The 24,625-nt window shown below is 48.4% G+C and carries 33 protein-coding genes and 1 pseudogene; 10 read left to right on the top strand and 24 right to left on the bottom strand.

Annotation, left to right across the window (positions count from 1 at the left end; translation table 11 throughout):
* Nucleotides 1-14: 14 nt before the first annotated feature.
* The 18 genes and pseudogenes from rplF to O3276_RS18275 all read right to left on the bottom strand — a co-directional run bounded on the left by rplF (nucleotide 15) and on the right by O3276_RS18275 (nucleotide 8,951).
* Nucleotides 15-548, bottom strand: a complete 534-nt coding sequence (gene rplF, locus O3276_RS18360) for a 50S ribosomal protein L6 (RefSeq protein WP_269672624.1) — start codon at nucleotides 546-548, stop codon at nucleotides 15-17.
* A 12-nt stretch (nucleotides 549-560) separates the two neighbouring features.
* On the bottom strand, nucleotides 561-953 hold the full coding sequence (gene rpsH, locus O3276_RS18355; RefSeq protein WP_269672623.1) for a 30S ribosomal protein S8: 393 nt from the start codon (nucleotides 951-953) through the stop codon (nucleotides 561-563).
* Nucleotides 954-982: 29 nt separating this feature from the next.
* The gene (gene rpsN / locus O3276_RS18350; protein WP_101746634.1) at nucleotides 983-1,288 is read right to left on the bottom strand and encodes a 30S ribosomal protein S14; all 306 of its coding nucleotides are present in this window, start codon (nucleotides 1,286-1,288) and stop codon (nucleotides 983-985) included.
* A 16-nt stretch (nucleotides 1,289-1,304) separates the two neighbouring features.
* A complete protein-coding gene (gene rplE / locus O3276_RS18345) occupies nucleotides 1,305-1,844 on the bottom strand; it encodes a 50S ribosomal protein L5 (RefSeq protein ID WP_269672622.1) in 540 nt (179 codons plus the stop codon).
* Nucleotides 1,845-1,854: 10 nt separating this feature from the next.
* A complete protein-coding gene (gene rplX / locus O3276_RS18340; RefSeq protein WP_101746636.1) occupies nucleotides 1,855-2,169 on the bottom strand; it encodes a 50S ribosomal protein L24 in 315 nt (104 codons plus the stop codon).
* A gap of 12 nt (nucleotides 2,170-2,181) precedes the next feature.
* Nucleotides 2,182-2,550: pseudogene (gene rplN / locus O3276_RS18335) on the bottom strand (50S ribosomal protein L14).
* 127 nt (nucleotides 2,551-2,677) lie between these two features.
* Nucleotides 2,678-2,941: a 30S ribosomal protein S17 gene (gene rpsQ, locus O3276_RS18330; protein WP_269672621.1), complete on the bottom strand. Its 264-nt coding sequence runs from the start codon at nucleotides 2,939-2,941 to the stop codon at nucleotides 2,678-2,680.
* A gap of 1 nt (nucleotide 2,942) precedes the next feature.
* The gene (gene rpmC, locus O3276_RS18325) at nucleotides 2,943-3,134 is read right to left on the bottom strand and encodes a 50S ribosomal protein L29 (RefSeq protein WP_020582408.1); all 192 of its coding nucleotides are present in this window, start codon (nucleotides 3,132-3,134) and stop codon (nucleotides 2,943-2,945) included.
* Nucleotides 3,134-3,547, bottom strand: coding sequence for a 50S ribosomal protein L16 (gene rplP, locus O3276_RS18320; RefSeq protein ID WP_020582409.1), 414 nt, complete (start codon nucleotides 3,545-3,547; stop codon nucleotides 3,134-3,136). Before rplP ends, rpmC begins: the two co-directional genes overlap by 1 nt.
* A gap of 11 nt (nucleotides 3,548-3,558) precedes the next feature.
* A complete protein-coding gene (rpsC, locus tag O3276_RS18315; protein WP_101746638.1) occupies nucleotides 3,559-4,266 on the bottom strand; it encodes a 30S ribosomal protein S3 in 708 nt (235 codons plus the stop codon).
* Nucleotides 4,267-4,277: 11 nt separating this feature from the next.
* Entirely contained in the window at nucleotides 4,278-4,613 is a 336-nt protein-coding gene (rplV, locus tag O3276_RS18310; protein WP_066014872.1) for a 50S ribosomal protein L22, read from the bottom strand.
* Nucleotides 4,614-4,625: 12 nt separating this feature from the next.
* Nucleotides 4,626-4,904, bottom strand: coding sequence for a 30S ribosomal protein S19 (gene rpsS / locus O3276_RS18305; protein WP_066014871.1), 279 nt, complete (start codon nucleotides 4,902-4,904; stop codon nucleotides 4,626-4,628).
* A gap of 21 nt (nucleotides 4,905-4,925) precedes the next feature.
* Complete coding sequence (rplB, locus tag O3276_RS18300) at nucleotides 4,926-5,753, bottom strand: 50S ribosomal protein L2 (protein WP_209276240.1); 828 nt, start codon at nucleotides 5,751-5,753, stop codon at nucleotides 4,926-4,928.
* 11 nt (nucleotides 5,754-5,764) lie between these two features.
* Entirely contained in the window at nucleotides 5,765-6,061 is a 297-nt protein-coding gene (gene rplW, locus O3276_RS18295; protein WP_066014869.1) for a 50S ribosomal protein L23, read from the bottom strand.
* A complete protein-coding gene (gene rplD / locus O3276_RS18290) occupies nucleotides 6,058-6,660 on the bottom strand; it encodes a 50S ribosomal protein L4 (RefSeq protein WP_269672620.1) in 603 nt (200 codons plus the stop codon). The genes rplW and rplD overlap by 4 nt, the downstream gene beginning before the upstream one ends.
* A 12-nt stretch (nucleotides 6,661-6,672) precedes the next feature.
* Nucleotides 6,673-7,317, bottom strand: a complete 645-nt coding sequence (gene rplC / locus O3276_RS18285; protein ID WP_269672619.1) for a 50S ribosomal protein L3 — start codon at nucleotides 7,315-7,317, stop codon at nucleotides 6,673-6,675.
* Nucleotides 7,318-7,418: 101 nt separating this feature from the next.
* Nucleotides 7,419-7,754 carry a 30S ribosomal protein S10 gene (gene rpsJ, locus O3276_RS18280; RefSeq protein ID WP_066014867.1) on the bottom strand — a complete coding sequence of 112 codons (336 nt, stop codon included), beginning with the start codon at nucleotides 7,752-7,754 and terminating at the stop codon, nucleotides 7,419-7,421.
* Nucleotides 7,755-8,018: 264 nt separating this feature from the next.
* On the bottom strand, nucleotides 8,019-8,951 hold the full coding sequence (locus O3276_RS18275; RefSeq protein ID WP_269672618.1) for a hypothetical protein: 933 nt from the start codon (nucleotides 8,949-8,951) through the stop codon (nucleotides 8,019-8,021).
* A 213-nt stretch (nucleotides 8,952-9,164) separates the two neighbouring features.
* On the opposite strand from O3276_RS18275, the gene mbhE reads away from it, so the two are divergent.
* From mbhE to mnhG, 7 genes are read left to right on the top strand one after another with little or no spacing between them, the layout of a single operon-like run.
* The gene (gene mbhE, locus O3276_RS18270; RefSeq protein WP_269672617.1) at nucleotides 9,165-11,417 is read left to right on the top strand and encodes a hydrogen gas-evolving membrane-bound hydrogenase subunit E; all 2,253 of its coding nucleotides are present in this window, start codon (nucleotides 9,165-9,167) and stop codon (nucleotides 11,415-11,417) included.
* On the top strand, nucleotides 11,417-11,809 hold the full coding sequence (locus O3276_RS18265; RefSeq protein WP_269672616.1) for an MnhB domain-containing protein: 393 nt from the start codon (nucleotides 11,417-11,419) through the stop codon (nucleotides 11,807-11,809). Before mbhE ends, O3276_RS18265 begins: the two co-directional genes overlap by 1 nt.
* Nucleotides 11,809-12,162 (top strand): Na+/H+ antiporter subunit C, encoded by a 354-nt coding sequence (locus O3276_RS18260; protein WP_209201934.1) that lies wholly within the window; start codon nucleotides 11,809-11,811, stop codon nucleotides 12,160-12,162. Before O3276_RS18265 ends, O3276_RS18260 begins: the two co-directional genes overlap by 1 nt.
* Complete coding sequence (locus O3276_RS18255) at nucleotides 12,159-13,712, top strand: proton-conducting transporter transmembrane domain-containing protein (protein ID WP_269672615.1); 1,554 nt, start codon at nucleotides 12,159-12,161, stop codon at nucleotides 13,710-13,712. Before O3276_RS18260 ends, O3276_RS18255 begins: the two co-directional genes overlap by 4 nt.
* Nucleotides 13,709-14,185 (top strand): Na+/H+ antiporter subunit E, encoded by a 477-nt coding sequence (locus O3276_RS18250; protein WP_269672614.1) that lies wholly within the window; start codon nucleotides 13,709-13,711, stop codon nucleotides 14,183-14,185. Before O3276_RS18255 ends, O3276_RS18250 begins: the two co-directional genes overlap by 4 nt.
* 1 nt (nucleotide 14,186) lies before the next feature.
* Nucleotides 14,187-14,495: a cation:proton antiporter gene (locus O3276_RS18245; protein ID WP_269676015.1), complete on the top strand. Its 309-nt coding sequence runs from the start codon at nucleotides 14,187-14,189 to the stop codon at nucleotides 14,493-14,495.
* Nucleotides 14,492-14,797 carry a monovalent cation/H(+) antiporter subunit G gene (gene mnhG, locus O3276_RS18240; RefSeq protein WP_101749109.1) on the top strand — a complete coding sequence of 102 codons (306 nt, stop codon included), beginning with the start codon at nucleotides 14,492-14,494 and terminating at the stop codon, nucleotides 14,795-14,797. Before O3276_RS18245 ends, mnhG begins: the two co-directional genes overlap by 4 nt.
* Before the next feature lie 442 nt (nucleotides 14,798-15,239).
* On the opposite strand, the gene O3276_RS18235 is transcribed toward mnhG, so the two are convergent.
* Nucleotides 15,240-15,671, bottom strand: coding sequence for a transposase (locus O3276_RS18235; RefSeq protein WP_269672613.1), 432 nt, complete (start codon nucleotides 15,669-15,671; stop codon nucleotides 15,240-15,242).
* 58 nt (nucleotides 15,672-15,729) lie between these two features.
* On the opposite strand from O3276_RS18235, the gene O3276_RS18230 reads away from it, so the two are divergent.
* A complete protein-coding gene (locus tag O3276_RS18230; RefSeq protein WP_269672612.1) occupies nucleotides 15,730-16,005 on the top strand; it encodes a hypothetical protein in 276 nt (91 codons plus the stop codon).
* Nucleotides 16,006-16,007: 2 nt separating this feature from the next.
* On the opposite strand, the gene O3276_RS18225 is transcribed toward O3276_RS18230, so the two are convergent.
* The 4 genes from O3276_RS18225 to O3276_RS18210 all read right to left on the bottom strand — a co-directional run bounded on the left by O3276_RS18225 (nucleotide 16,008) and on the right by O3276_RS18210 (nucleotide 21,498).
* Nucleotides 16,008-18,785 (bottom strand): ankyrin repeat domain-containing protein, encoded by a 2,778-nt coding sequence (locus tag O3276_RS18225; protein WP_269672611.1) that lies wholly within the window; start codon nucleotides 18,783-18,785, stop codon nucleotides 16,008-16,010.
* 1,032 nt (nucleotides 18,786-19,817) lie between these two features.
* Nucleotides 19,818-20,591, bottom strand: a complete 774-nt coding sequence (locus O3276_RS18220; protein ID WP_269672610.1) for a transposase — start codon at nucleotides 20,589-20,591, stop codon at nucleotides 19,818-19,820.
* Nucleotides 20,572-21,174 carry a hypothetical protein gene (locus O3276_RS18215; protein ID WP_269672609.1) on the bottom strand — a complete coding sequence of 201 codons (603 nt, stop codon included), beginning with the start codon at nucleotides 21,172-21,174 and terminating at the stop codon, nucleotides 20,572-20,574. Before O3276_RS18215 ends, O3276_RS18220 begins: the two co-directional genes overlap by 20 nt.
* A gap of 102 nt (nucleotides 21,175-21,276) precedes the next feature.
* On the bottom strand, nucleotides 21,277-21,498 hold the full coding sequence (locus O3276_RS18210) for a hypothetical protein (RefSeq protein WP_269672608.1): 222 nt from the start codon (nucleotides 21,496-21,498) through the stop codon (nucleotides 21,277-21,279).
* Between the two features lie 1,169 nt (nucleotides 21,499-22,667).
* On the opposite strand from O3276_RS18210, the gene O3276_RS18205 reads away from it, so the two are divergent.
* Nucleotides 22,668-23,276: an RING finger domain-containing protein gene (locus O3276_RS18205; protein ID WP_269672607.1), complete on the top strand. Its 609-nt coding sequence runs from the start codon at nucleotides 22,668-22,670 to the stop codon at nucleotides 23,274-23,276.
* Nucleotides 23,277-23,534: 258 nt separating this feature from the next.
* Here the strand turns inward: O3276_RS18205 and O3276_RS18200 are convergent, their stop codons facing one another.
* Nucleotides 23,535-23,684, bottom strand: a complete 150-nt coding sequence (locus O3276_RS18200; RefSeq protein WP_269672606.1) for a hypothetical protein — start codon at nucleotides 23,682-23,684, stop codon at nucleotides 23,535-23,537.
* A gap of 249 nt (nucleotides 23,685-23,933) precedes the next feature.
* Here O3276_RS18200 and O3276_RS18195 point away from each other — a divergent pair, with 249 nt between their 5' ends.
* Nucleotides 23,934-24,329, top strand: coding sequence for a hypothetical protein (locus O3276_RS18195; protein WP_269672605.1), 396 nt, complete (start codon nucleotides 23,934-23,936; stop codon nucleotides 24,327-24,329).
* Nucleotides 24,330-24,625: the final 296 nt, after the last annotated feature.

Here is a 24,625-nt window from a genome sequence, read left to right as displayed (position 1 = left end):
GATCTCACCCTACCTTACTTTTTCTTGGCTTCTTTGCGACGAACGCGTTCGTCAGCATAGCGAACACCCTTGCCTTTATAAGGCTCAGGACGACGGAATTCACGAATTTCCGCAGCAACCTGTCCAACCAGCTGCTTGTCGATACCGCGAACCAGAATTTCAGTCTGGGTCGGAGTTTCACAAGTCACGCCTTGTGGCAGTTCGTATTCAACCGGATGGGAGAAGCCCAGGTTCAAAGTCAGGCTATTACCTTTGGCCGCTGCACGATAACCAACACCAACCAGCTGCAGCTTCTTCTCGAAGCCAGCGGTAACGCCGGTTACCATGTTGTTAACCAGGGCACGGGTAGTGCCGGCCAGAGCACGAGAGTGCTTGGCACCATCACGTGGAGCAAACGTCAGAACGTTTTCTTCCTGTCCAACTTCGACATTGTTGTGAACAACAAGTTCCAGTTGACCCTTGGAACCTTTGATCACCAGGATCTGGCCATTGCGCTTGATCTCTACACCAGCAGGGACAGCAACAGGGCTTTTGGCTACTCGAGACATAATACCCCTCCCTTAGAACACAGTGCAGAGAATTTCGCCACCAACACCGGCTGCACGGGCAGCGCGATCGGTCATAACACCTTTGTTGGTGGAAACGATAGCGATACCCAGACCGCCGTTCACTTTAGGCAGCGCTTCCTTGCCAGCGTAGGCACGCAGGCCAGGACGGCTGGTACGCTTCAGGCTTTCAATAACTGGCTTGCCTTCGAAATACTTCAGTTCGATGGCCAGTTCAGCCTTGGCTTCGCCAGCGACTTTGTAGTCAGCGATGAAACCTTCGTCTTTCAAAACCCGGGCTACAGCAACCTTGATTTTGGAGGACGGCATGGTGACAGAGGCGTGCTCTGCCATCTGGGCATTACGGATACGAGTTAGCATATCTGCTAACGGGTCCTGCATACTCATTATCTATATCTCCCGAAGATGAAATGCGCTTACCAGCTGGCTTTAACCAGACCTGGAACATCACCACGCATCGCTGCTTCACGCAGCTTGATACGGCTCAGGCCGAACTTGCGCAGTACGCCGTGTGGACGGCCAGTGATGCGGCAGCGGTTACGCAGACGCGCCTTGCTGGCATTGCGAGGCTGTTTCTGCAGAGCTACCAGGGCATCCCAACGCTCATCTTCAGTGCTGTTAGGATTGTTAATCACAGCTTTCAGCTGTGCACGCTTTTCAGCATACTTGGCAACGGTGCGCTGACGCTTCAGTTCCCGCTGCTTCATGGATACTTTTGCCATAAAACTCGTACCTGTATCAGTTACGGAATGGGAAGTTGAAAGCCTTCAGCAGAGCACGGCCTTCATCGTCATTCTTGGCGGTAGTGGTCAGAGTGATGTCCAGACCGCGCAGAGTGTCGATTTTGTCGTAATCAACTTCAGGGAAGATGATCTGCTCTTTAACACCCATGCTGTAGTTACCACGACCGTCGAAAGACTTGGGGCTCAGACCACGGAAGTCACGGACACGTGGCAGAGCGATGTCAACCAGACGCTCCAGGAACTCATACATGCGCTCACGACGCAGAGTCACCTTAACACCGATTGGCCAGCCTTCACGGACTTTAAAGCCAGCGACAGATTTGCGGGCCTTGGTCACAACAGCTTTCTGACCGGCGATTTTTTCCAGGTCAGCAACCGCGTGCTCGATGACTTTCTTGTCACCAATCGCTTCACCGACACCCATGTTCAGGGTGATTTTGGTGATGCGTGGCACTTCATGAACGTTTTTCACACCCAGCTCTTCTTTGAGCATGGGCAGAATTTCTTCACGATATTTGGTTTTAAAATTTGCCATCACTCTCCCCTTACGCGTCAACAGGCTTGCCGTTAGACTTAAATACGCGCTGCTTTTTGCCATCTTCGATAGCAAAGCCAACACGATCAGCCTTGTTGGTTTCAGGGTTCAGAATCGCAACGTTAGAAGCTTCGATAGCCGCTTCTTTTTCTACGATTCCACCAGGAGTGCCCAGCATCGGGTTAGGCTTCTGATGTTTCTTGATCATATTGATGCCAGAAACAACCAGCTTGCCGTCAGCACGAACGGTTTGCACTTTACCGCGCTTACCTTTGTCCTTGCCGGCAATTACGATGACTTCGTCATCACGACGGATCTTTTTCATTACCTGCTCCCGTTACAGTACTTCTGGGGCCAGTGAGATGATCTTCATGAACTGCTCACCGCGCAGCTCACGAGTCACTGGTCCAAAGATACGGGTACCGATTGGCTGCAGGTTGGCGTTCAGAAGAACGGCTGCATTGCCATCGAATTTGATCAGGGAACCGTCTGGACGACGAACACCTTTTTTGGTACGCACGACAACAGCGTTCATCACCTGGCCTTTTTTGACCTTACCGCGAGGAATCGCTTCCTTCACGGATACTTTGATGATGTCGCCAATGCCAGCGTAGCGGCGGTGGGATCCACCCAGCACCTTGATACACTGAACTCAACGGGCGCCGCTGTTATCAGCGACTTCGAGTTGACTTTCTGTCTGGATCATTGCTTATTCTCCAAGCCCAAACTGCAGACGGGTACTCGCCGGCTTTCACAAAAACAACCGTTCCGACAGAACTTTTAAGAGCCTGTCGGAACGGCCATTAGTCACTCAAGCCCAAAGCACCGTAGCCTTAGATCTGAGTAGCACGCTCGTCAATGGATACAAGCGTAAACGTCTTGCTCTTTGACAGAGGACGCGTCTCTTTGATGGTAACAACGTCGCCCATACGGCAGTCGTTGTTTTCATCATGAGCGTGCAACTTGGTGGACCGCTTCACGATTTTACCCAGAAGCGGATGTTTTACCCGGCGCTCGATGAGAACAGTGATGGTTTTATCCATCTTGTCGCTCACGACCTTACCGGTCAGGGTACGGACCTTCTTGTCTTCAGCCATCTTATGCTCCTGCCTTTTGGTTCAGGATGGTTTTCACACGAGCGATGTCGCGCTTAACCTGCTTCAGCAGATGGCTCTGACCCAGCTGGCCAGTAGCTTTCTGCATACGGAAGTTAAACTGATCCCGCAGCAGAGAGAGCAGCTCAGTATTGAGCTCCTCTACAGACTTTTCACGCAGTTCAGCAGCTTTCATCACATTACGCTCCGCTTAACGAAGGCAGTTTCCAGCGGCAGCTTGGCTGCTGCAAGAGCGAAGGCTTCACGAGCCAGCTCTTCGGACACACCTTCCATCTCATAGAGAACGCGGCCTGGTTGAATCTGGCACACCCAGTATTCCACGTTACCCTTACCTTTACCCTGACGCACCTCAAGAGGCTTACCGGTGATCGGCTTGTCAGGGAAGACGCGGATCCAGATTTTACCGCCACGTTTAATGTGACGGGTCATGGCACGACGAGCCGCCTCAATCTGGCGAGCTGTTATACGTCCACGACCGATTGCTTTCAATGCGTATTCGCCGAAGCTAACCTTGGAGCCGCGGAGTGCCAGACCACGATTGCGGCCTTTTTGCTGCTTACGAAATTTCGTACGCTTAGGCTGTAACATTTCCGCGCTCCTTAACTCTTAGCCTGACGCTTCTTAGGGCGACGAGCTGGCTGTTCTTTATCTTTGGAAGGCTCAACAGTAGGTGCCATGCCACCGATAACCTCACCCTTAAAGATCCAGACCTTGACACCCAGAATACCGTAAGTGGTCAGTGCTTCATAATGTGCATAATCGATGTCAGCACGCAGGGTGTGCAGAGGCACACGACCTTCGCGGTACCATTCAGTACGCGCGATTTCAGCACCGCCAAGACGGCCACTCAGTTGAACCTTGATACCCTTGGCACCCAGACGCATGGCGTTCTGGACAGAGCGCTTCATGGCACGACGGAACATCACACGACGCTCCAGCTGGCCAGCGATGCTCTGAGCGACCAGCATGGCGTTCAGTTCAGGCTTGCGGATTTCTTCAATGTTGATGTGCACAGGCACGCCCATCATTTTGGACACCGCCTGACGCAGCTTCTCAACGTCTTCACCCTTCTTGCCAATCACGATACCCGGACGGGCAGTGTGAATGGTCACGCGGGCGCTTTGCGCTGGACGCTGGATTTCAACATGGCTTACAGAAGCGTTTTTCAGCTTCTCTTCAATGAAACTGCGCACCGCCAGGTCAGCATTCAGTTTGTCAGCGTAATCGCTGCCATCTGCAAACCAGACTGAACGGTGGGGCTTAACGATGCCCAGGCGAATTCCATTAGGATGTACTTTCTGACCCATCTGACCGCTCCTTAGACCTCTGCAACCTTAACCGTAATATGGCAAGACCGCTTCAGAATGCGATCAGCACGACCCTTGGCACGTGGGCGAATGCGCTTCATCGTCATGCCTTCGTCAACGAAGACAGTAGAGACTTTCAGCTCATCGATGTCCATGCCGTCATTGTGCTCAGCGTTTGCAATAGCAGACTCAAGCACTTTCTTAACCAGAACTGCAGCTTTTTTCGGGCTGTAGCTCAGGAGATCCAGGGCTTCGCCAACTGCCTTGCCGCGGATCTGGTCAGCGACCAGACGCGCTTTCTGGGCAGAAATGCGAGCGCCTTTATGCATAGCAGCAACTTCTTTCATTTCTATACCCTCTTAGCGCTTCTTGGCCTTCTTGTCTGCTGCGTGACCGCGATAAGTACGGGTTGCAGCAAACTCACCCAGCTTGTGGCCAACCATATCTTCGGTAACGAAGACAGGAACGTGCTGACGACCGTTGTGCACAGCCAGAGTCAGACCAACCATGGTTGGGATAATCATGGAGCGGCGAGACCAGGTCTTGATCGGACGCTTGTTGCCGCTTTCAGCCGCTTCTTCGACTTTCTTCAGCAGGTGAAGGTCGATAAATGGGCCTTTTTTCAATGAACGTGGCACTATCGTATCCTCTCTCTAGGCTTACTTCGCGCTGCGACGACGTACGATCATTTTGTCCGTACGCTTGTTGGAACGAGTCTTGCGACCCTTGGTCGGGATACCCCATGGCGTCACAGGATGACGACCACCGGAAGTACGACCTTCACCACCACCATGTGGGTGATCTACCGGGTTCATGGCAACACCACGAACGGTCGGACGCACACCACGCCAGCGCTTAGCACCCGCTTTACCCAGAGAGCGCAGGTTGTGCTCACTGTTAGAGACTTCGCCCAGAGTGGCGCGACAGTCAGCCAATACTTTACGCATTTCACCGGAACGCAGACGCAGGGTAACGTAAGCACCGTCACGAGCGACCAGCTGGGCAGAAGCACCAGCACTGCGAATCATCTGAGCGCCTTTACCAGGCTTCATTTCTACACAGTGTACGATGGAACCCTGTGGAATATTGCGCAGAGGCAGAGTATTACCAGCTTTGATCGGGGCATCGACACCGGAGAACAGCTCATCACCGGCTTTCACACCTTTAGGTGCGATAATGTAACGACGCTCACCATCCATGTATTTCAACAGGGCGATGTGCGCAGTACGGTTTGGATCGTATTCCAGACGCTCAACAACAGCTGGAATGCCGTCCTTGTTGCGACGAAAGTCTACGATACGATAGTGCTGCTTGTGGCCACCCCCGCGATGACGGGTAGTGATACGACCAGCATTGTTGCGACCACCAGTTTTGCCTTTCTTTTCCACCAGGGGCGCGTAAGGGCGACCCTTGTGGAGGTCAGGGTTAACTACCTTGACAACGAAGCGGCGACCTGGAGAAGTCGGCTTGCATTTGATTACTGCCATTCTCTAGCTCCTTATTCCGCGTCCGCGAAGTCAATTTCCTGACCTTGCTCCAGGCTGACGTACGCCTTTTTCCAGTCTGAGCGCTGGCCCATACCGAAACGAGTACGCTTGGTCTTGCCCTTAACAACGGCAGTCCTGACAGCTTTAACGCTGACTTCAAACAGCTGCTCAACAGCTTTTTTGATTTCGAGCTTGGTTGCGTCCTTGGCTACCTTGAAGACGTACTGGTTATGCTCTTCAGCAACGACAGTGGCCTTCTCGGAAATGTGCGGACCAAGCAGAACTTTAAAAATACGTTCCTGGTTCATCCCAGCATCTCCTCGAACTTCTTGATGGCAGACACGGTCATCACGACTTTCTCGTGAGCAACCAGGCTAACCGGATCAATACCCTGAACGTCACGAACATCCACATGAGGAATGTTGCGAGCGGCCAGATAAATGTTCTGATCCACTTCATCAGCAACGATCAACGCGCCGTTAGCGTTCAGTTCATTCAGCTTGGCTACAACCAGTTTCGTCTTTGGTGATTCAACAGCGAACTGCTCAACCACAATAAGACGCTCTTGACGAACCAGCTCGGACAAGATAGAACGCAGCGCTGCGCGATACATCTTTTTGTTCAGCTTTTGAGCATGATTCTGTGGTTTGGCAGCAAATGTCTTGCCGCCCCCGCGCCACAGTGGGCTGCGGATAGTACCGGCGCGTGCACGACCGGAACCTTTCTGACGCCAGGGCTTACGACCACCGCCACTTACGTCGCTGCGGTTTTTCTGAGCTCTGGTGCCTTGACGCGCACCGGCCATGAATGCAACAACCGCCTGGTGAACCAGGGTTTCGTTGAATTCAGTGCCAAAAGTCACGTCTGAGACCTGAACGGCATCTGCACCGTTTACCTTCAGTTCCATCGTCTAATCCCCTCAGGCGTGAGCACGTGCTTTAACTGCTGGACGAACAATAACGTCAGCACCGGTTGCACCGGGTACTGCGCCTTTGACCAGCAGCAGGTTACGCTCGCTATCAACGCGAACGAGTTCCAGGGACTGTACGGTCACGTTTTCCGCGCCCATATGTCCAGCCATTTTCTTGCCTTTGAAGACACGACCAGGAGTCTGACACTGGCCGATAGAGCCAGGTGCACGGTGAGACAGAGAGTTACCGTGAGTCGCGTCCTGCATACGGAAGTTCCAGCGCTTGATAGCACCCTGGAAGCCCTTACCCTTGGACTGACCGGTAACGTCTACTTTCTGACCTTGCTCAAACAGGTCTACACCGATAACGTCGCCCGCTTTATATTCAGCGTCAGCGTCGATACGGAATTCCCAGAGACCAGAACCAGCTTCAACGCCTGCTTTGGCGAAGTGGCCAGCTTCCGGCTTGCTCAGACGGCTGCTTTTCTTGCTTCCGGAAGTTACCTGAATTGCAGTATATCCGTCGGTTTCCAGGGTTTTCACCTGGGTAACGCGGTTTGGATCTACCTCAATTACGGTAACCGGTATGGAAACACCGTCTTCGGTGAAAACACGGGTCATACCGCGTTTCTTGCCGACTAATCCAATAGTCATTTCAACCTCTCTCGTGTACGGGGCTATTACCCACTATGGCCGCTCACTTCAGAGCTGTTACACAAAAGTGTGCACACTTTGATGGAGAGCCCATGGCCTCATTAACCGAGACTGATCTGCACTTCGACACCGGCTGCCAGATCCAGTTTCATCAGTGCGTCTACAGTTTTTTCGGTGGGCTCGATAATGTCGAGAAGACGCTTATGGGTACGGATTTCATACTGGTCACGAGCGTCCTTGTTGACGTGTGGAGAAATCAGTACGGTAAAGCGTTCTTTTCGTGTTGGCAGAGGGATTGGACCACGAACCTGCGCACCAGTTCTTTTTGCAGTATCAACAATTTCCTGCGTAGACTGGTCAATCAGGCGATGGTCAAAAGCCTTCAGGCGAATACGAATTTGCTGCGCCTGTGAGGACTGCTTTGATTGTTGGCTCATTTTGTTCTAACCATGGCATCTATAAAGAACAAAGTCTGATGAACTATGTCACCTAGACAAAAGGACGCAAAATTCTACTAACCACAAAACTTGCTGTCAACACAAGCTTCCAAACAAGTTTTTGTTATATGGAAGAGCAGAGGGTCATTTTATCAGGCGGGCATGATACATGGTCGGTGGGGATTGATTGAATAGGGACTATCTGAAGGCAGGCTGGGTACAGTTCACAATCCATTACTCTGAAATTGTTATTTTTCTAAAAGATCAAGCATTTGTCCCCCACGGATTTTTAATGATTCTGACTGCCAACTGACTTTCTGTGTCTGAAAAAGCCGCCAGAGCTTTTCGTTTTATTACACCGCAGAGCCCTTGAGAGATTTGTCTTGATCTCAAATTTTTTACTGCTTCCGAAAAGTCACAAACCTTATCATAAGTTTCGTCGCTTACCTCTCCGTCTGACACATCGCCTACGGTCTCTGCTGCATTCTTGAGAAATGCCGCATACTGCTCGTCATCACTCCTGACTGAATCAACAAATTCAGTCAATGACTGCTCTTTAAACTTACCATGGTTCGGCAAATGCAACATTTGATCCCCACCGATGGAAAGCGCTACATGGGAGTTACCGTAAAAGAGAATAATATCACCGGGTTCTGGCACAGCATCCTGCAAAGGTAACGATTTCTGCATGCCAAAAAGCTCAATAATTTTCTTGTTATAATCCATGTCGCTGCCCATGGCATCGTTATTTTTCAACCATTTTACCAGTGCATCCTCAGGCAACACTCCACTTTTCATCCCTGCCTGTAAAACCCCCTCCCAACAATTAAGCCTGGATTGCTCATCGAGAGGTGTACCACGCTTCACCAGCTCCTCCATACCATTTTTGGCACCATCAACATTCAGCGCCGGTGCCCCCCAATGATACCGACCAACCATCTTATTGGCAGCCTCCACTACTTTAGCTCCCGGCGTATTGGCAAAGTCAGATTGTACTTTTATCTTATTATTAATAGCCGTTGATGAAATCTCATAGCTTGACAAGAACTTCGCGGAAGACTTAACCCCAGACCCCAAACGGGGCTTTACATCATGATGGGTAACTACTTTGCGCTGATCCTCTGTCTTCCCAACCTTCCTGGCCTCCGCTTCGCCACAATTATTTTGAACCACTCCCTGATTGTCGTTAATCTTCATAAACTTATCATCCCTGATCATTATTCATTCATTGTATCTTTATAATCATAGTTAAAAGCTATTAACAAAGAACAGACCACTCCAATACCCCCCTGCAAACACAGCCTTTATAGGTGACATAACTTTTGTCTATATAGTAAAGCGAAAGTGCCATTATAATGTCCCACCTTAATCACGGCTTTCTCATCCAAACGATATTTACGGCCTTATTTCATGCAAAATCCAACACTTAAACTCTGGTTGGCGTTCTGCGCACTGCTGCCGCTGGGGATTTTTCTGCTGATCAGCGCCAGCTATCAACCACCGGAGTCTCTGCTGCATTGGCCCTGGATTCCGTCACTGGGTATTGATTTTTCACTCCGCCTTGATGGCCTCAGCGTCCTGTTTGCCAGTTTAATCAGTGGCGTCGGGTTTCTGGTTCAGCTCTACGCCATCGCTTATATGAAACCCTATAAAGGCCGCAGTGGGTTTCACCTCTATCTGACCCTGTTTATGCTGGCCATGCTGGGTCTGGTGCTGGCCGATAACCTGCTGTTGCTGTTCGTATTCTGGGAATTAACCACCCTCACCTCCTATCTGCTGATTGGCTTTAACCACGAACAGGAAAAATCCCGCAAGAACGCCCTGCAAGCCATGCTGGTCACCGGCAGCGGCGGTCTGGCACTGTTGGCGGGCCTGATTATGCTGGGTGAAATGGCGGGCACCTACAGCCTCAGCGCCATCATCACCCAGGGTGCTTCGCTGTCTCAGCACGCCTGGTTTACACCATCCCTGTTGCTTGTTTTGCTGGGGGCATTCACCAAATCGGCGCAGTTTCCCTTTCATTTCTGGTTGCCCGGTGCCATGGCCGCACCAACCCCCGTCAGTGCCTATCTGCATTCGTCCACCATGGTCAAAGCCGGTGTTTACCTGCTGGCACGACTGCTGCCGGTGTACGGAGACAGCACGTTATGGTTCACGCTGCTGTGCAGTGCCGGTGCCTTTACTGCCCTGTGGTGCGCCTTACAGGCTTACCGTCAGACCGACTTAAAGCTGATGCTTGCCTTCAGCACCAATGTCATTCTTGGCCAGCTGGTGATGCTGATCGGCATCGGCAGTAGCTATGCCATCACTGCCGCGTTACTGTTGATTGCCGCGCACTCCTTTTATAAGGCCGGACTGTTTATGGTGGTCGGCAATATCGATAAGGCCACCGGCACCCGGGAATACCATGAACTGGCGGGCCTGCGTGCGGTGCTGGCCATCAGCTTTACCGCCGCTTTGGTGACCGCTGCGTCCAAGGCGGGTCTGCCACCGTCGTTTGGTTTCCTGTCCAAGGAATATCTCTATAAAGCAGGGCTGGAATTTGGCTGGGTACTTTCCGGCTCCATGCTGTTGGCCAATGCCATTATGGTGGCGCTGGCATTGCTGATCGTCATCAAACCCTTTTTACGACCTCATCATGCCAAGGCCGCACCGATGAAAGCCGTTGAGCATAATCAGCTGTTGTGGTTGCCCCCCATCGTTCTGGCACTGTTGTCGATCATTGTGCCGCTGGCTCTGTTGAACTGGTATCAGGGTCTGGTAATTGATCCCGCTGCCACGGTGATGCTGGCTACCCCGAAAACGGTGAAGCTCTGGGAAGGGTTAAACCTGCCACTGCTGCTAAGTGCACTCACGTTGTTACTGGGTATCTTGCTCTATGTTGGCTATCCACGCCTGAAGCCCCGGCTCGACCAGCTTATGTCCGGGCTGCCCTCCGGCCCTGCGGTTTATCAGTCCCTGCTGGATGGGGTGGTCAAGCTGGCAAACTGGCAAACCCGGCTGCTACAGCATGGTCAGCTCACCCAATACAGCCTGCAGTTTTTCCTGGTGCTACTGGCCTTTCTCGGCACCGTACTCTGGCAAATACACCCCCTGCCACCGATTGATTGGGATTTGAAGTACTACGATATTCTGCTGGCACTGTTTCTGGTCATCGCCGCGGTGGTGGTGGTCAAGGCCCGCACCCTGCTGTTGGCGGTGACCGCACTGGGCACCATTGGCTTTCTGACCACACTGGTTTTCCTGGTGTACAGCGCCCCGGATGTGGCCAAAACGCAGCTGCTGGTAGAGACCCTGTTGGTGGTCTTTATCGCCATCGTGTTACGCCATCTATCGGCTGCCAACACGGTTCCCCGGCATTCAGCGGTTCGCCGCCTGGTACACGCCGGCGTTGCCGCAGGCATCGGGATCAGCATCTCCCTGGCTCTGTGGATTATTACCGCCGAACCCATGAATCAGGCAATCTCCGAGTTCTATGCCCAAACCAGTGTCAGCGGTGGCCGAGGGCGCAATATCGTCAACGTTATCCTGGTGGATTTCCGGGCGTTTGACACCCTTGGCGAAGCCGTCGTGGTGGTGATTGCCGGATTGGCAACCGTCGCGGTACTGGCTGGCAAACGAATTAACCAGATGGTCTCTGAAACCCCCAAGGAGCACCGTTAATGTCATCGATTATCTTTCGTACCAGCGCCCATATCGTCACGGTGCTGATGCTGGTGTTTTCTGTTTACCTGCTGTTGCGTGGCCATAACAATCCCGGCGGCGGGTTTATTGCCGGCCTGATTGCCGTCATTGCCTTTGCCCTGTTAATGCTGGCCGAAACCCCGGCCTATGTGCGTGAGCGCCTGGTCTATTCACCGGCCACCTTTGCCGGTTCTGGTGTGGCCATAGCATTGTTCGCCGGTCTGCTGCCACTGTTTTTCGGGCAGCCTTTTCTCTCTGGCCTGTGGCTGGGCAAAGTCGGCAGCCCACTGTTATTTGACGTTGGCGTATACCTCGCTGTCATCGGATCGGTACTGATGATCCTGCTGAATGTTGAAGAGGAGTTAAGTTGATGGAGTTTCTCTGGTGTCTGGTCGTCGGCCTGATGACTGCCTGCGGCGTTTTCCTGATGCTGGAGCGTCATATCGTGCGCTTTCTGTTCGGTATGATCCTGGTCAGTAACGCCATCAACCTGGCCATTTTTGTCGCTGGCCGGTTAACCCGGGGCAATCCACCACTGATTGCCAGTGATGCCCTGCTCCCGGCCGCCGGTTACGCCAACCCGCTGCCACAGGCGCTGATTCTGACCGCCATTGTGATCGGTTTCGGTCTGTTATTGTTCACCTTACTACTGGCCTACCGCGCCATTAAAGAATTTGGCACCGCTGATATGGACAAAATGCAACATGCGGAGACAGAGCAATGACCCATTGGCTACTGGTTATGCCTGTTTTTATTCCACTGCTGACCGCTACCGCCTGCGCTTTCAGCTTTCGCGCCCGCACCCTGTCATCGATGATCAGCTGGTCCGGAGCCCTCGCCAACCTGTGTATCGCCCTGTTGCTGGTCCAGCAGGTCATTTTCCAGGGCCTGCAGGTAACCGCCTTTGGTGACTGGCAAGCCCCCTTCGGCATTGTCTTTGTCGCCGACCTGCTATCGGCCAGCATGGTGCTGATTACTGCCATTATCGGTGTCGCGATTGTGCTCTACAGCACCACCGATTTGCGCAGCAAACCGTTCTATGGGATCTATCACAGTTTGATTCATGCGCTGCTGGCCGGTGTGATGGGCAGCTTTTTAACCGGCGACATTTTCAATCTCTATGTGTTTTTTGAGGTCATGCTCATTACCTCATTTGGCCTGATGGTACTGAATGCCAATAAACAGCAGGTGGATGCGGCGGTTAAATACGTGGTGCTCAACCTGATCTCCACCATGGTTTTCCTGTTGGCCATCGGGCTGCTGTATGGCGCTACCGGCACCTTGAATATGGCCGACCTGCACGCCAAAGTTCCGTTACTGCCGGACACCACCATGATGCTGATTTCCGGGTTGTTTCTCTTTGGCTTTGCCATCAAGGCATCGGCGTTCCCGGTCTTCTCCTGGCTGCCAGCGTCCTATCATCATCTGCCCAGCGCCATCGTTGCCCTGTACGCCGCACTGCTGACCAAAGTGGGGGTTTATGCGTTGCTCCGCGTCTTCACCATTGTGTTTGACCTGGTCGATAGCGGCTACCAGCCATTGCTGATGGTGATTGCCGGCCTGACCATGCTCACCGGCGTGCTTGGTGCAGCCAGTCAATTCCATATTAAACGTATTCTGTCGTTTCATATTATCAGTCAGATTGGCTATATGTTGATGGGACTGGCCATCTATACACCGCTGGCCATCACGGGCGCGATTTTCTACATCATCCACCACATTATTGTTAAGGCCAATTTGTTCCTGATCGGCGGCTTCCTGCAGCGCAGACAGGGCAGTGATAACCTGCGTGAGCTGGGTGGCGCTTATCGAAGCATGCCGTGGCTGGCCCTGTTGTTTCTGATTCCGGCGTTCTCTCTGGCGGGCTTTCCACCACTGTCCGGCTTCTGGGGCAAATTTCTGGTGATCAAGGCAAGCCTGCAAACTGACGCCTATCTGTTGGCGGCCACCGCCCTGTTTGTTGGCCTGATGACCATTTACTCAATGACCAAAATCTGGGCCGAAGCGTTCTGGAAACCGCTGCCGGATAATGCCGCTGCACCGATCCCCCTGACCCGGCGGGAAAACTGCCTGTATATCGTCCCTATTGTGGCACTGGCCGTATTGACCATTCTGATTGGTTTGCTGGTCGAACCCATTTATCAGCTGGCAGAAACCTCTGCGACCAACCTGCTCAAGCCACAGCCTTATATTGATGCCGTGCTTGGCAGCGACAGCACGGCTTATTCAGCGCATCTCTCCGTACCAGGAGCCGCTGGAGGAACGCAACCATGAACCTGTTTTTGTTAAACATCCTGTTAGCGTTTGGCTGGATGCTGCTGAACGGCGACTATGGCAGCACCGATTTTACCATTGGTTTTGTGGTCGGTTTTTTTGCCCTGTTGCTGACCGAACCCTTTCACAATAAACCCCACTACGGCCGCAAGTTCCTGGCAGCCCTGAAGCTGCTGGCGGTGTTCCTGTACAAACTGCTCACCAGTAGCCTGCAAGTGGTGTGGGACGTCATCACCCCGACCCACCTGAGCCATCCGGCCATTATCAAAGTGCCGCTGGCGGTTGAATCTGACATGGAGATTATGTTGCTGGCCAATATGGTGTCGCTAACGCCGGGCTCACTGACGCTGGATGTCAGTGAAGATCGCCGGTATTTGATCGTACATGCCATGTTCAGCAAGAACGAACAATCGGTGATCGACGATATCAAAACATCATTGGAGCGTCGTATTCTGGAGGTGACCCGTGACTGACATGATGGCTTTTGCCACTCATTTCGCCTTTGTCGGTTTGTTAGCCAGCCTGGCTCTGGCATTTATCCGGCTGTGCAAAGGCCCTTCGCTGGCGGACCGGGTGATCGCCCTGGATCTCATCGCCTTTATCACCATCGGCTTTATTGGTGTATTCACCATTTACAGCAACGCCACTGCATTTATGGATATTGCCATCACCCTGGCCCTGGTGGCGTTTCTCAGCACCATTGCCTTTGCCCGCTTTATTATGCGCGTGCCACTGAGTCAGTCTCGCGGAGACTCAGGCTTAAGTTCAGGAGAAAAATCATGATGGATTGGGTCGTCGCCAGCTGTTTAATTGTCGGGGTACTGTTCAGCTTTTTCTCTGCGCTGGGTATTTTACGGATGCCGGATGCTTACATTCGCATGCACTCATCCACCAAAGCGGGCACCATCGGGGTTGGTTTAATTATGGTGGCTGTGGCCCTGCACTTTCAGGGGGTTTCCATCAGTTCCCGGGCCGTCGGGATTATCGCCTTCATTCTGATGACCGCCCCCGTGGCAGCACATCTGATGGGTAAATCGCTGTTGATGAATAATTACCAGATGTGGCGTGGTCATCAGCAGGATTAACTCTTCCCTTCTGAAGCAGGCCTGAAACTTCGGGCCTTTTTTCACTTAAGGAATTGGTCCGAAATAATTCCGACATTTCTGAGCCTCGAAACTCCGTTCGTCCTGAGCCTGTCGAAGAGCGTGTACTCCGGCCTCGATTATCGTGCCAGTCACCCTTCGACTCCGCTTGGATGAACGGAGACCGAGTTTAAAATGTCGGGATTATTTAAGGACAATTCCTAACCCGAATATTTCATAAACGCTGTTACAGCTCGAATGATTTATTTTTTTGAACAAACATAGCCTGTCAGATCGTAGCAGCGTATTTCTCTGCGGTGATATTGCGTCCCGCCATGGCTTTTTGTCAAAAAACATACCGATTTACCTGATACCAGGCGCACTGAACCCTCAACCGCTTTCAGTTGATTCAATAAAACGCCTGCCAACTTAAAAGTTGTGTCTCTTATCCCGGTTTGAGGACTGGCATAGCAGCAAAAGCCTCTGTCACTCGTTGCAGCAACACTTTCATTGGGTTGCTGCTGGGCAGATGTAACTTAACACGGTCTTTATACTCCACCACCTTAACGGCAATTTTGAACAGCTTGGCGATCACTGTTGAAGGCTGAGCCCTCTGCATCTCTGTATCCTTCAATACAGTGGTTCTCATTTCGTAATGCAGAACATACGCGGCACAGGCGTAGTACATACGCAATGCATTCGCCCGAAAGCCCATATCCGATGTCCGATCACAGGACAGATCATTTTTCAGGTGTTTGATGTAGTTTTCATCCTGTCCTCTGGGACAATAGAACAGCTCATAAACGCACCGGGCCGAGGCATTCTTGAGTTCCACAAAAAAAAGAATTTTTATCAAGAAGATTGTCGTTTTAATCAAAAGTCAGGTACGGAACCAATTTTTACCAGTCAGTAACCGTTTATCTGGAATGCAAGCAATGGCAACCACTAACATCTGGCAGCAGTTCAAGGCGCGCAATCCTGAAGGGGTGCGGGTCGTGGCTACCATTACCGCTAATAATGGCAATGGCACCAGTGAGGTGGGGCTACGGGATGGTTCGGTTATTACGGTTAAGGGTGAATCTGTGGGTGTTGGCCAAGACAAGTTTATACGGTATGGAGAGATAAAAGGTGCTGCGCCGAATTCGGTGCAGTATGAGGTGGATGAAAGACGATCAAATCAGGAATCAAGAGCCTACTCCGGTTTCCCTTAATTTTAAGTCGCAAAACTATAGGTGGGAGTGTTTCTACTTTTCTGTTTGCCTAATTCTTCTTTCAGTATTTGCACAATTCGCTTACATTTCGGATTCGATTTCATTGCGGCAAGATCCAAGGGCGTATCTCCTTCAGCCGTCTTAGCAGAGAGGTCCGTACCATTTTTGATCAATAATTCCACACATTTATCATTACCACATTCAGCAGCAATATGGAGTGGGGTTTCGCCATTTTTTGTTCGAGCATTTATATTTACACCAACATCAGCCAAAGCAGTAAGAGCTGGAAGAGTGGTCTCAAGCAGCTGAAGTATCTTTACCGCAATCGATATTTTAGATTCATCGTTTTTTTGTCTGGCATCATCAATTACAATATATGCCTGTTTTAGATTTTCATATGCAGCTTTCAGGCTTTCAGTAACATCAGTCTTTTTGCTGAGCAAGACCTCCAAACATTCATTATTACCATGTTGCGCAGCAATATGTAGGGGAGTCTTACCAACTTTTTTTTCTATCGAATTGACATTAGCTCCAGCATTAACCAAGTGTTGCAAACATTCTTTTTGATTTCCCTCAGCAGCAAGGTGCAAAGGCGTATAGCCTTTCTCATTAGTGGCGTTGACATCAGCCCCTCTGTGAGTCAGGTTTTTTATAGCGTCACAAAAATCACGGGATTTGTAAATTAAATCCATCACAGCTGCAAATTTGCCATCATTGATAGCAGTCTTGATCATTGAAGTAGCTAAACTCATAATTCTTATTATTTCCATAGCTCTGCCTCGTCCCTCACCAATCAAAGATTTAACGGAGCATGCAGAGCCGTTTTGAGTAGCAAGATGAAGGGGTGTATCACCGTTCCCGAGGTTGGTGTTGACATTAATTCCTTTTTCAATCAAATTGCGTACAGTCACATCATCCTCATTATTGAGTGCTTCTATTAAACTATCGCAATCCTTCGGTGACATATTATGGGGGGCGTTTTGGTTAGGCTCTGGGTTTTTATATTTTTCTAATATTTTATACAGTTCAGTTGGCTGCTTCGGTTCAGAAGAACTCCTCTGAGCAAGAAAGTCGGGATCGGGATATAACCATGAGTATCCTGTTTCAGCAACTGCTTCACCAAATTTGAAACCATAATATAATGCTGTAACACCCCCTATAATTCCTGCTACTGGAGGTAATGCTACAGCCATAGATGTAGAAGCAGTAACCGCAGGTACCAAAGCTTGAAAAATACCGCCCGAGAAAACACACGACAAAAATCCCGCCGGACCTGCTGTAAGGGAACCGAACCTTGTTTTATATTTATCAATGGCGCTCTTATTAGCTTTCCAAACATGCATTTTTCTTTTTTGCTCTTCAATTTCTTTTATTTCCGATTCTGATTCTTCTAATTTCATGGTTGCGGATGCTATGATTAGTAGTTGAGCACTTGTATATGGGGAGCTAATACAAGTTTCGATCGCTTCCTTATACCTTGATAAATTCCTTAGTCTTTCAACATCTCTCCTAACCATTGCCTGATTTTCTTTGCCAAGATATTCTTCTTCCATAGTTGCCGTAGGGTAGTGTGCATTAAAGAAATCTTGAACCCATGATTTGTTTTTTGCTTCTTTCAGACATCCATTTGTATTCAACTCACGCTCCACCATATAAGCCAGATACGCATAATGGGAGGATACGGGGAAAATATTGTACGGTTTTACATGTTCAACATTATTGGAAACGATGTCTTTAATCTCTGGTACGCCACGATCTTTACTTTTCTTTTGATCAAATTTATTTACCCAAACGTAAACATCATTGGGTTGACTCTTGGCAAACTTCTCAAGTCTATCGTATATATCTTCGCTAATACTGCCTTCTAAATATCCTTTATCCAATACTGCAATAGCAGTGCTGGATTTAACGAGAAGCTTTTCTATCAACTCAAGTATTTTTTCCGAACCTTCCTTAGATTCACCGTAACCAGGAGTATCCATAAGGCTGAAAGAACATTCGTCATCTTTTCTCACATCACGCAAGGCAGTAAACTCAACTTCGACAACTGGAATTGAACTTTGTTGAAAGAACTCCTCAATATTAAATTCAATTTTGTTACTTTCTTTGCTCAGCTTTTCGAGCATTCTGAACACATAGTTTAGTTCGAGTAAACATTTCTGAATTTCATCCTCTTTGTGATAGCGTGATTTAAATTTGTAATCAGGCTTTACAATCTCCTCTAAAACCTGCTCTAATTCAATGTTTTTCTGTAGCTTTAATAATTCACGGTTCTTCTTTAGGGGTTTATTTTTTTTATCAAGGCCTGTAGCCATTTCTTCACGCAGTGTGGACAATAAATTGTTAAGGGTGTCTGTTTTATCCCCAAGTTTCAATACTGGATGTGCATTGCCAGGCGTATGACGAATCAGAGTGGGGAGAGCCGTCATGGCAGAGTCGCGATAGGGTAGATTTTCCATACCAACAATTGCATTAATTGTTGTAGATTTGCCAGAGTTGAACGCACCAAATACAGAAAGTACAAATTCATCTTTCTTTAGTTTATGTTGCTCAGTTTTAAGTACTTCAATATTGTTTTCTATCTTTCTGATAGTATCATCAAGAATAGGGGGGCGGTGTGTACTTCCCCGCTCTTTTTGAAAATCATTTTTTACCTCTTCAAGTAATTCTGTAAAACGGTCTTGATTTTTTTTCAGGCAACCTTCCAGATTATTCCTCACTTGTTGAAACGCATGCTTACTCAGAGTGAAACTAAGTTGTTTTTGGGTAGATCTCCACATAGTCAGGAACACTCAGTATGACTAGCTACAGTTGAAAAAGTGGAATCATGCTGGCCGACAGGCTCCAGCACAAGCCCCATTTTATTAAGAGCTTCCAGATCTCTCTTTTGATAGGCATCCTCTAATAATGGTTTTTCGTTTCGGAACAAGGACATGTTTGGCCCACACTCACAATGCCTTTTACTCAGGCTATCTGTTTCACCAGACTTCAGGTTTTCGCATATACAGTCCAAGTGAGCCTGTGAATGCACTGTACAATTTGTTGTGACCAATGAGCGCCCACCAAATTGAGATTGGCTCGAAACTTCTTCACGACAGAAAGTGCATTGCTGCTGATATGTTGAACTTGTCACACTGCTGTTAGGTCTCATTGAGTTGCTCCATTTTTGTAAACAAAATTGTCACTCAATTAATTAACTTGATGATTACTTAATTCTAAAAAATATAAGCATTGACTCAGGATTAAGTTGTGTTTTTTCTTATCAAATTATCAAAGAACCTTTCTGAATTCGTATCATAAATGCTAACATCCTGAACATTACCGGTAGATGATAGTAGTGTATTTGGACTTTGCTTTTTTAAATAGTTCATTTCTGGAAGTGAATTGAGGTGCAAAAATAGACAAATTTTATTTAAGTAAATAATAATATTTTGAATCATTAATAAAGCCTTATAAATATTATTGAAATAATTAAACAATAACAAAATACCAAAAATACTGGTAGAACTGTTCTTGTCCTATCGAAATAGCTGCAATTTTTTCAATATCGAAGGGCTGGCTGGACGTTGAGAATGAAGACACCGGCAGGATCTCTATCCCACACGGCAGAGCGGTAAGAGCAATCAAAGCCCCTGTGAAAAACTAAGCACGGCTCTCCTTTTCCGCAGCCACTCCCGACGATTACACGACAATATCTATAGCAGGTGCATAGACTGACTCATAATATTCACAAAAAAAGATAATCTTCAGCGACTTTAGCTGGAGAAAAACCTCTATTTCTAACCCTGAAAAACCCTGGCTATCTTCTGATGTTATGAAGTATCAAATTCTAGTTTCTGGGCTTTGGATCCATGGGCAATTGCTTTAAACAAAGCATCCCAACTATCAATCATCAAGGTAAGAAATAAGCTGGTTATTTTTTTCCATAGTCGTTTTCGTGTTGGCTTCGCTGGTTTATTTAATGCTTTTTGAAATCGTGGACAAGCCAATTCCTGGATTTGATCCACAAGAAAAGCCAGGAATGTAAGGTAGGCGAAATTCGTAGCCAGGTGAGATTCGCCATGACCATAGCTGTGCTCAAGTTGATAGCCTTGGTTTTTCAGGGTGTTAAATGTTTGGTTCTCAATATGCCATCTACAACGACCTCCTCTCATGACAGATTCAACTGTCTTTTTGGTTAATTCAATATCCGTTACCCAGCACCAAACATGCGAATTACCTGCTTTATCAATTTCAATATAATCCAGGACATTAACCTGCTCTGCATCATCCTGAAGATTCAGGGTCACATTGTTTGCATAGCGAAATCGGTGAGTTGTATTTTTCTCTTTATCAACGATGGTATGGTGCTCAACTTCGCCCTGATCATAAAGCTCATTCATGACCTCAATAAGCGACTCATGGTTACCATCTTTTGCGACGATAATATAGTGCCAGCCATACTTCTTGATCAGAGCAATGGTGGGGTTATCAGCGTATAAGCCGTCAAGTAGAATGACCAGCTTTATTTGCGGATGGTCGTGTTTTACCTGGGCCAGAAAACGTCGGATAGCAGCTTTTTCACAATCATTTTTTTTTCGTGCCATCTTGTTTGCAAATGGCTTCTGGTGCTAAAGGAAGCACAGTTTTCTGGTTTGGGTGGACAATACATCCACCCAAAATATTGTGATAATAAGCTTCATTCTTTTTACCTTCATTCATGATGCAACAGTCATCACAACGACAGGTTCCTGAATAAAAAAGACCGGTGCCATCAACAGGAAGGAGATAATGGTCTTTTAGCTTGCCGCATTTAAATTCGAAACCTTTCAGGGCGCCATTACGCTGAACAATATTGAGCAGTTTCTTGAAGGGTGTCTTATGCTCGGCAGGATCTATAGGGTCAACAACTTCTCTCATTCTTTTATCAGAAGGTACAATGCCATCTTTAATATGATAAAGTTTTTCGAGATTATGGCAGCATACTTCGTCGAGTCTTTCCTCATCGAATGCTAACAGCGAATCACACTTTTGATGCATCATGGCAAAAGCAGATTTCGGAAAATTGGCAAATGGAATGATGCACTTATTGGGACGGTGATCAGGTATTTTTTCAAAGCATTCAGAAACGGTTTTTATAAGATAAGTAGCACTGAATTGCCTGACTTTTTTCTGTATGGCAGTACCCATAATTGATCCGACGACGATGATTTAGTAAAGACCAATTTTAGTCGATAAATTGTGCGGGAGAGATTTTATCGTCACCTCTGTACGTCATGCGGCAGTGGGGCTTCAGGATTCATCGGGAATTGCTGCCTTTTCCGAGAGCCGTTCATGCCGCCTAAATAATCTATACCATGCCCCCTCATAAAGCGACTTGGCATCCGAAGCAACCGCCACCGTCTCCCTGACCTTCTTATCCGTCAGATCCAACAGCCGTAACTTCTCCCCCACCTTGGCAATCGCATCTATACGACGATAATACTCAGCGTGAGTTTCAGCGTAAATTGCCAATCCTTTCAACTTAGGCAGCGCATCACTGAGATGAATTCCATGAGGGTCAACGATATCAGCATAGAAAACTCAACATTGTACCTGCTGAGGTAAACAGTCAGAAGCGGATAAGAAAAAAAGAAAAAATTTCAATATTTGGTTTGCATGCGACACAACTCGTCGCAGGGCTGTTTTATGATGGGATTCTGAGACGGGAAAGCGTTGCCGAATGGCGATGAAGGAGAAGCTGGGGTCATATATGGTCCGCCCCGCATTGCAAGGAAAAGTTTTTCATCATGACTAAAGAGTAATGCTTCCATATATCCGGCCTTTGGGGTGAGGCCTCAATGCCTCTGGCCCTGATGGAATCCGCTCACTCCCACCTCATCAGGTCTTCGGCCTCGGAAGCTGGGGTCAGGTCTTTCTTTGTGCATAACTTTTGTGGTTTACAGAGTTAAAAAGAAGATATTTGCAGAATGTAAGGCCTGCCCATCCCTCCTGGGAGCCTGACCCCTGATTTTCTGACCCTGATTTTTGTTAAAACGGTTCGATCGTTCAGAAACGGCTGAAAATTCCCGGAAGGTAACTGGCTGTCTTATTTGTTAAAACTTTTTTCAAAAGCTCTGGTCAAATAACAAAAGTTTATCGGAATCAAAATTGTGGGAAACGCTCTACCAACAATATCCGGTTTTGTTTCACCCACATCTGCTGATATAGCTGAATGCCACGCAGCTATGGCTGACTGCCAGGTAGCACCACAGCTTGGCATCGAGATTAAGCAGCTACAGGCGGATTTACAACGGTTTGTATCGGGTTATAAGGACTTTTTAACTCTGGCCACGGTGCCTGAATCCAGTGCAATACCACCGGAAGTCCAACCTTTTATCAATGAACTACTGCCCCTTGAAAAACAAGGCATAGTTGGTCAGTCCACTTAAGTAGCTAACCATATGAAATCATATATTTCTGACTCCTTGTGCCGGCACTCTACTTCGTTACAACTCCGGTCACATAGCTACGGCTATGCTCCCTCCGTTGTGCCTCGTATAGTACCAGCCCAAGTAGCCAGAAATATTCGATTCCATATGGCCAGCTACTTAAAGCACTGGATGTGGAATTCTCGATGGGTGCCCAGATACTCATGTTTTATCTCATTATTAACCAATGAACAGAGATAGAGTTTATTTTCGATGAATGTTGCGGATGTATGTCAAATCTGTTTCGAGTCTTTTAATGAAAATGATAATGAAGATCTTCGATGTGATGATAAAGTAGTTCTCCCGTGTCATAAGACTCATGTCTTTGGAAGAAAATGCATTGCTCAATGGTTTGACCGATCTAAGAAATGTCCTATTTGTAGGTCTGAAGTGCCGTCATTTATCCTTGAGAGTATGCCTCCTACTCGTTCATTGCATGAACGGATAATCAGAAAAGTTTCTCAAATTGCTACTGATGTTTTTATTTGTGCTGCTAGCTCTGCTATTACTGCGGCAACCTTTATTGGTGCCGTCGGCATTATTAACCTTGCCATTGGTTTGGCTGAGACTGATGATGTTGAGTCTTCCCTGGCTACTGGTGTAAGTACAGCCATTGCAACCGGTTCTGTTTTTGGAGCGGCAAATAGCCTGGCTGACTTAAAACTTTTCGCGTTTACGGGTGCAGCAATTGGCTTTGCCGGTTGTCCTATAGCTTTTGCAAGTAATGGCTACCTTTCTGCTTCTCATTTTGCTGGTTTTGCTGCTGGTGCATACGTTGGCGGAGTTTGGTCCTATATTAGTAATACTCATCTGGATCCATAAGGCTCCTGGAATATTGATCTTCAATTCACGCAAACCCCTCACCAGGCTGAGCTTGTTGCAAAAGTAGCGAGAAAAGCACAGCACTTTTTCGACAGCCTTTTTAAGCCGGAGGTATGTTCAGGTATAGGCTCAAAATCAGGGTCAGACTGGTCATGACCCTGATTTTTGTTAGAACGGTTCGATCGTTCAGAAACGGCTGAAAATTCCCGGAAGGCAACTGGCTGTCTTATTTGTTAAAACTTTTTTCAAAAGCTCTGGTCAAATAAAAAAGTTTATAGGAATCAAAATTGTGGGAAACGCTCTACCAACAATATCGGGTTTTGTTTCACCCATATCTGCTGATATAGCTGACTCCCACGCATCTACGGCTGACTGCCAAGCTGACTGCCAAATAGCATCAACATCCACTCGTTCTGTCATTCGAGCCGGGCATAGCACCCCTTATTGCCAGCGGTTTGAGGCGGATAATTCACACGAAACCGAGCTTTTCTCTCCACTACCCACCCGTGACATCGCACTTCCGGTTGATAGCCACAGGCCTGCCAGCCATGGCCTGGAACCTGCCACCCCTGAGAGGCTAACCAGGGCCCTTATGGGTGCAAGGGACTGTTTCTGCACCGAAAGCAACAAGCCAGGATTCCGGTTCCACCCTTCACTGTGGTTGACACAACCCTGGTCGCCAAGCTGGAGCAACAGCCTTTCCCCGCACAATGCCTGTTGCCTTTTCTGCCAGATATACACCATTGGAGCCACGAATCACGCAGCCTGGAACAATTGCGCAGGATCGTTACCGAACTCCCCCATCCGCAACAGGCACAATGGCTCAAGGGATTATCCGGATTTATTGCCAGTGAAGATTTCTATCAACATGTGAAAAATATCAGTACTGCCGGGGACATTCGTCATCTCTACCTCGCGCTTGGGCAACCATCCGGCGAAGCCTGCATCGTCCGAAGTTCCGGTGTGGATGAAGACCGCTTCGCCGATGCCCAGGCCGGTCGAGATGACATTTTCCTCGCTTGTTTCAGTTTTTTTTGCTTTCCCTGTCTCTGATGATTTCAGCAGCACTGACTTAATAAACAAGATTCAAGTACTGGAATTTTCCAACAGCCCCGAGCCAGCAAGAAATAGATGGCTGTTTTGTGTTTTCGTGGTTGCTCAAACTTGAGCACAAATCCAAGACAATGAACTTTCTCTTGATTAGATGGTCTTAAAAATCACTGGGCAGCGACTGTCCACTTAACAAAAGAGACATTGATCAAACCAAATTCTTATGGCCGCCATAGTCGGTCCTGATAATTTGTGATCTGATTTTTCAGTCACCCTGCACAATGAAAATTCCACATTGC

The sequence above is a fragment of the Endozoicomonas sp. GU-1 genome, assembly GCF_027366395.1.
Classification (GTDB): Bacteria; Pseudomonadota; Gammaproteobacteria; order Pseudomonadales; family Endozoicomonadaceae; genus Endozoicomonas.
Note: the sequence above shows the minus strand (reverse complement) of the source record. Positions and strands in the feature narration are given on the sequence as shown.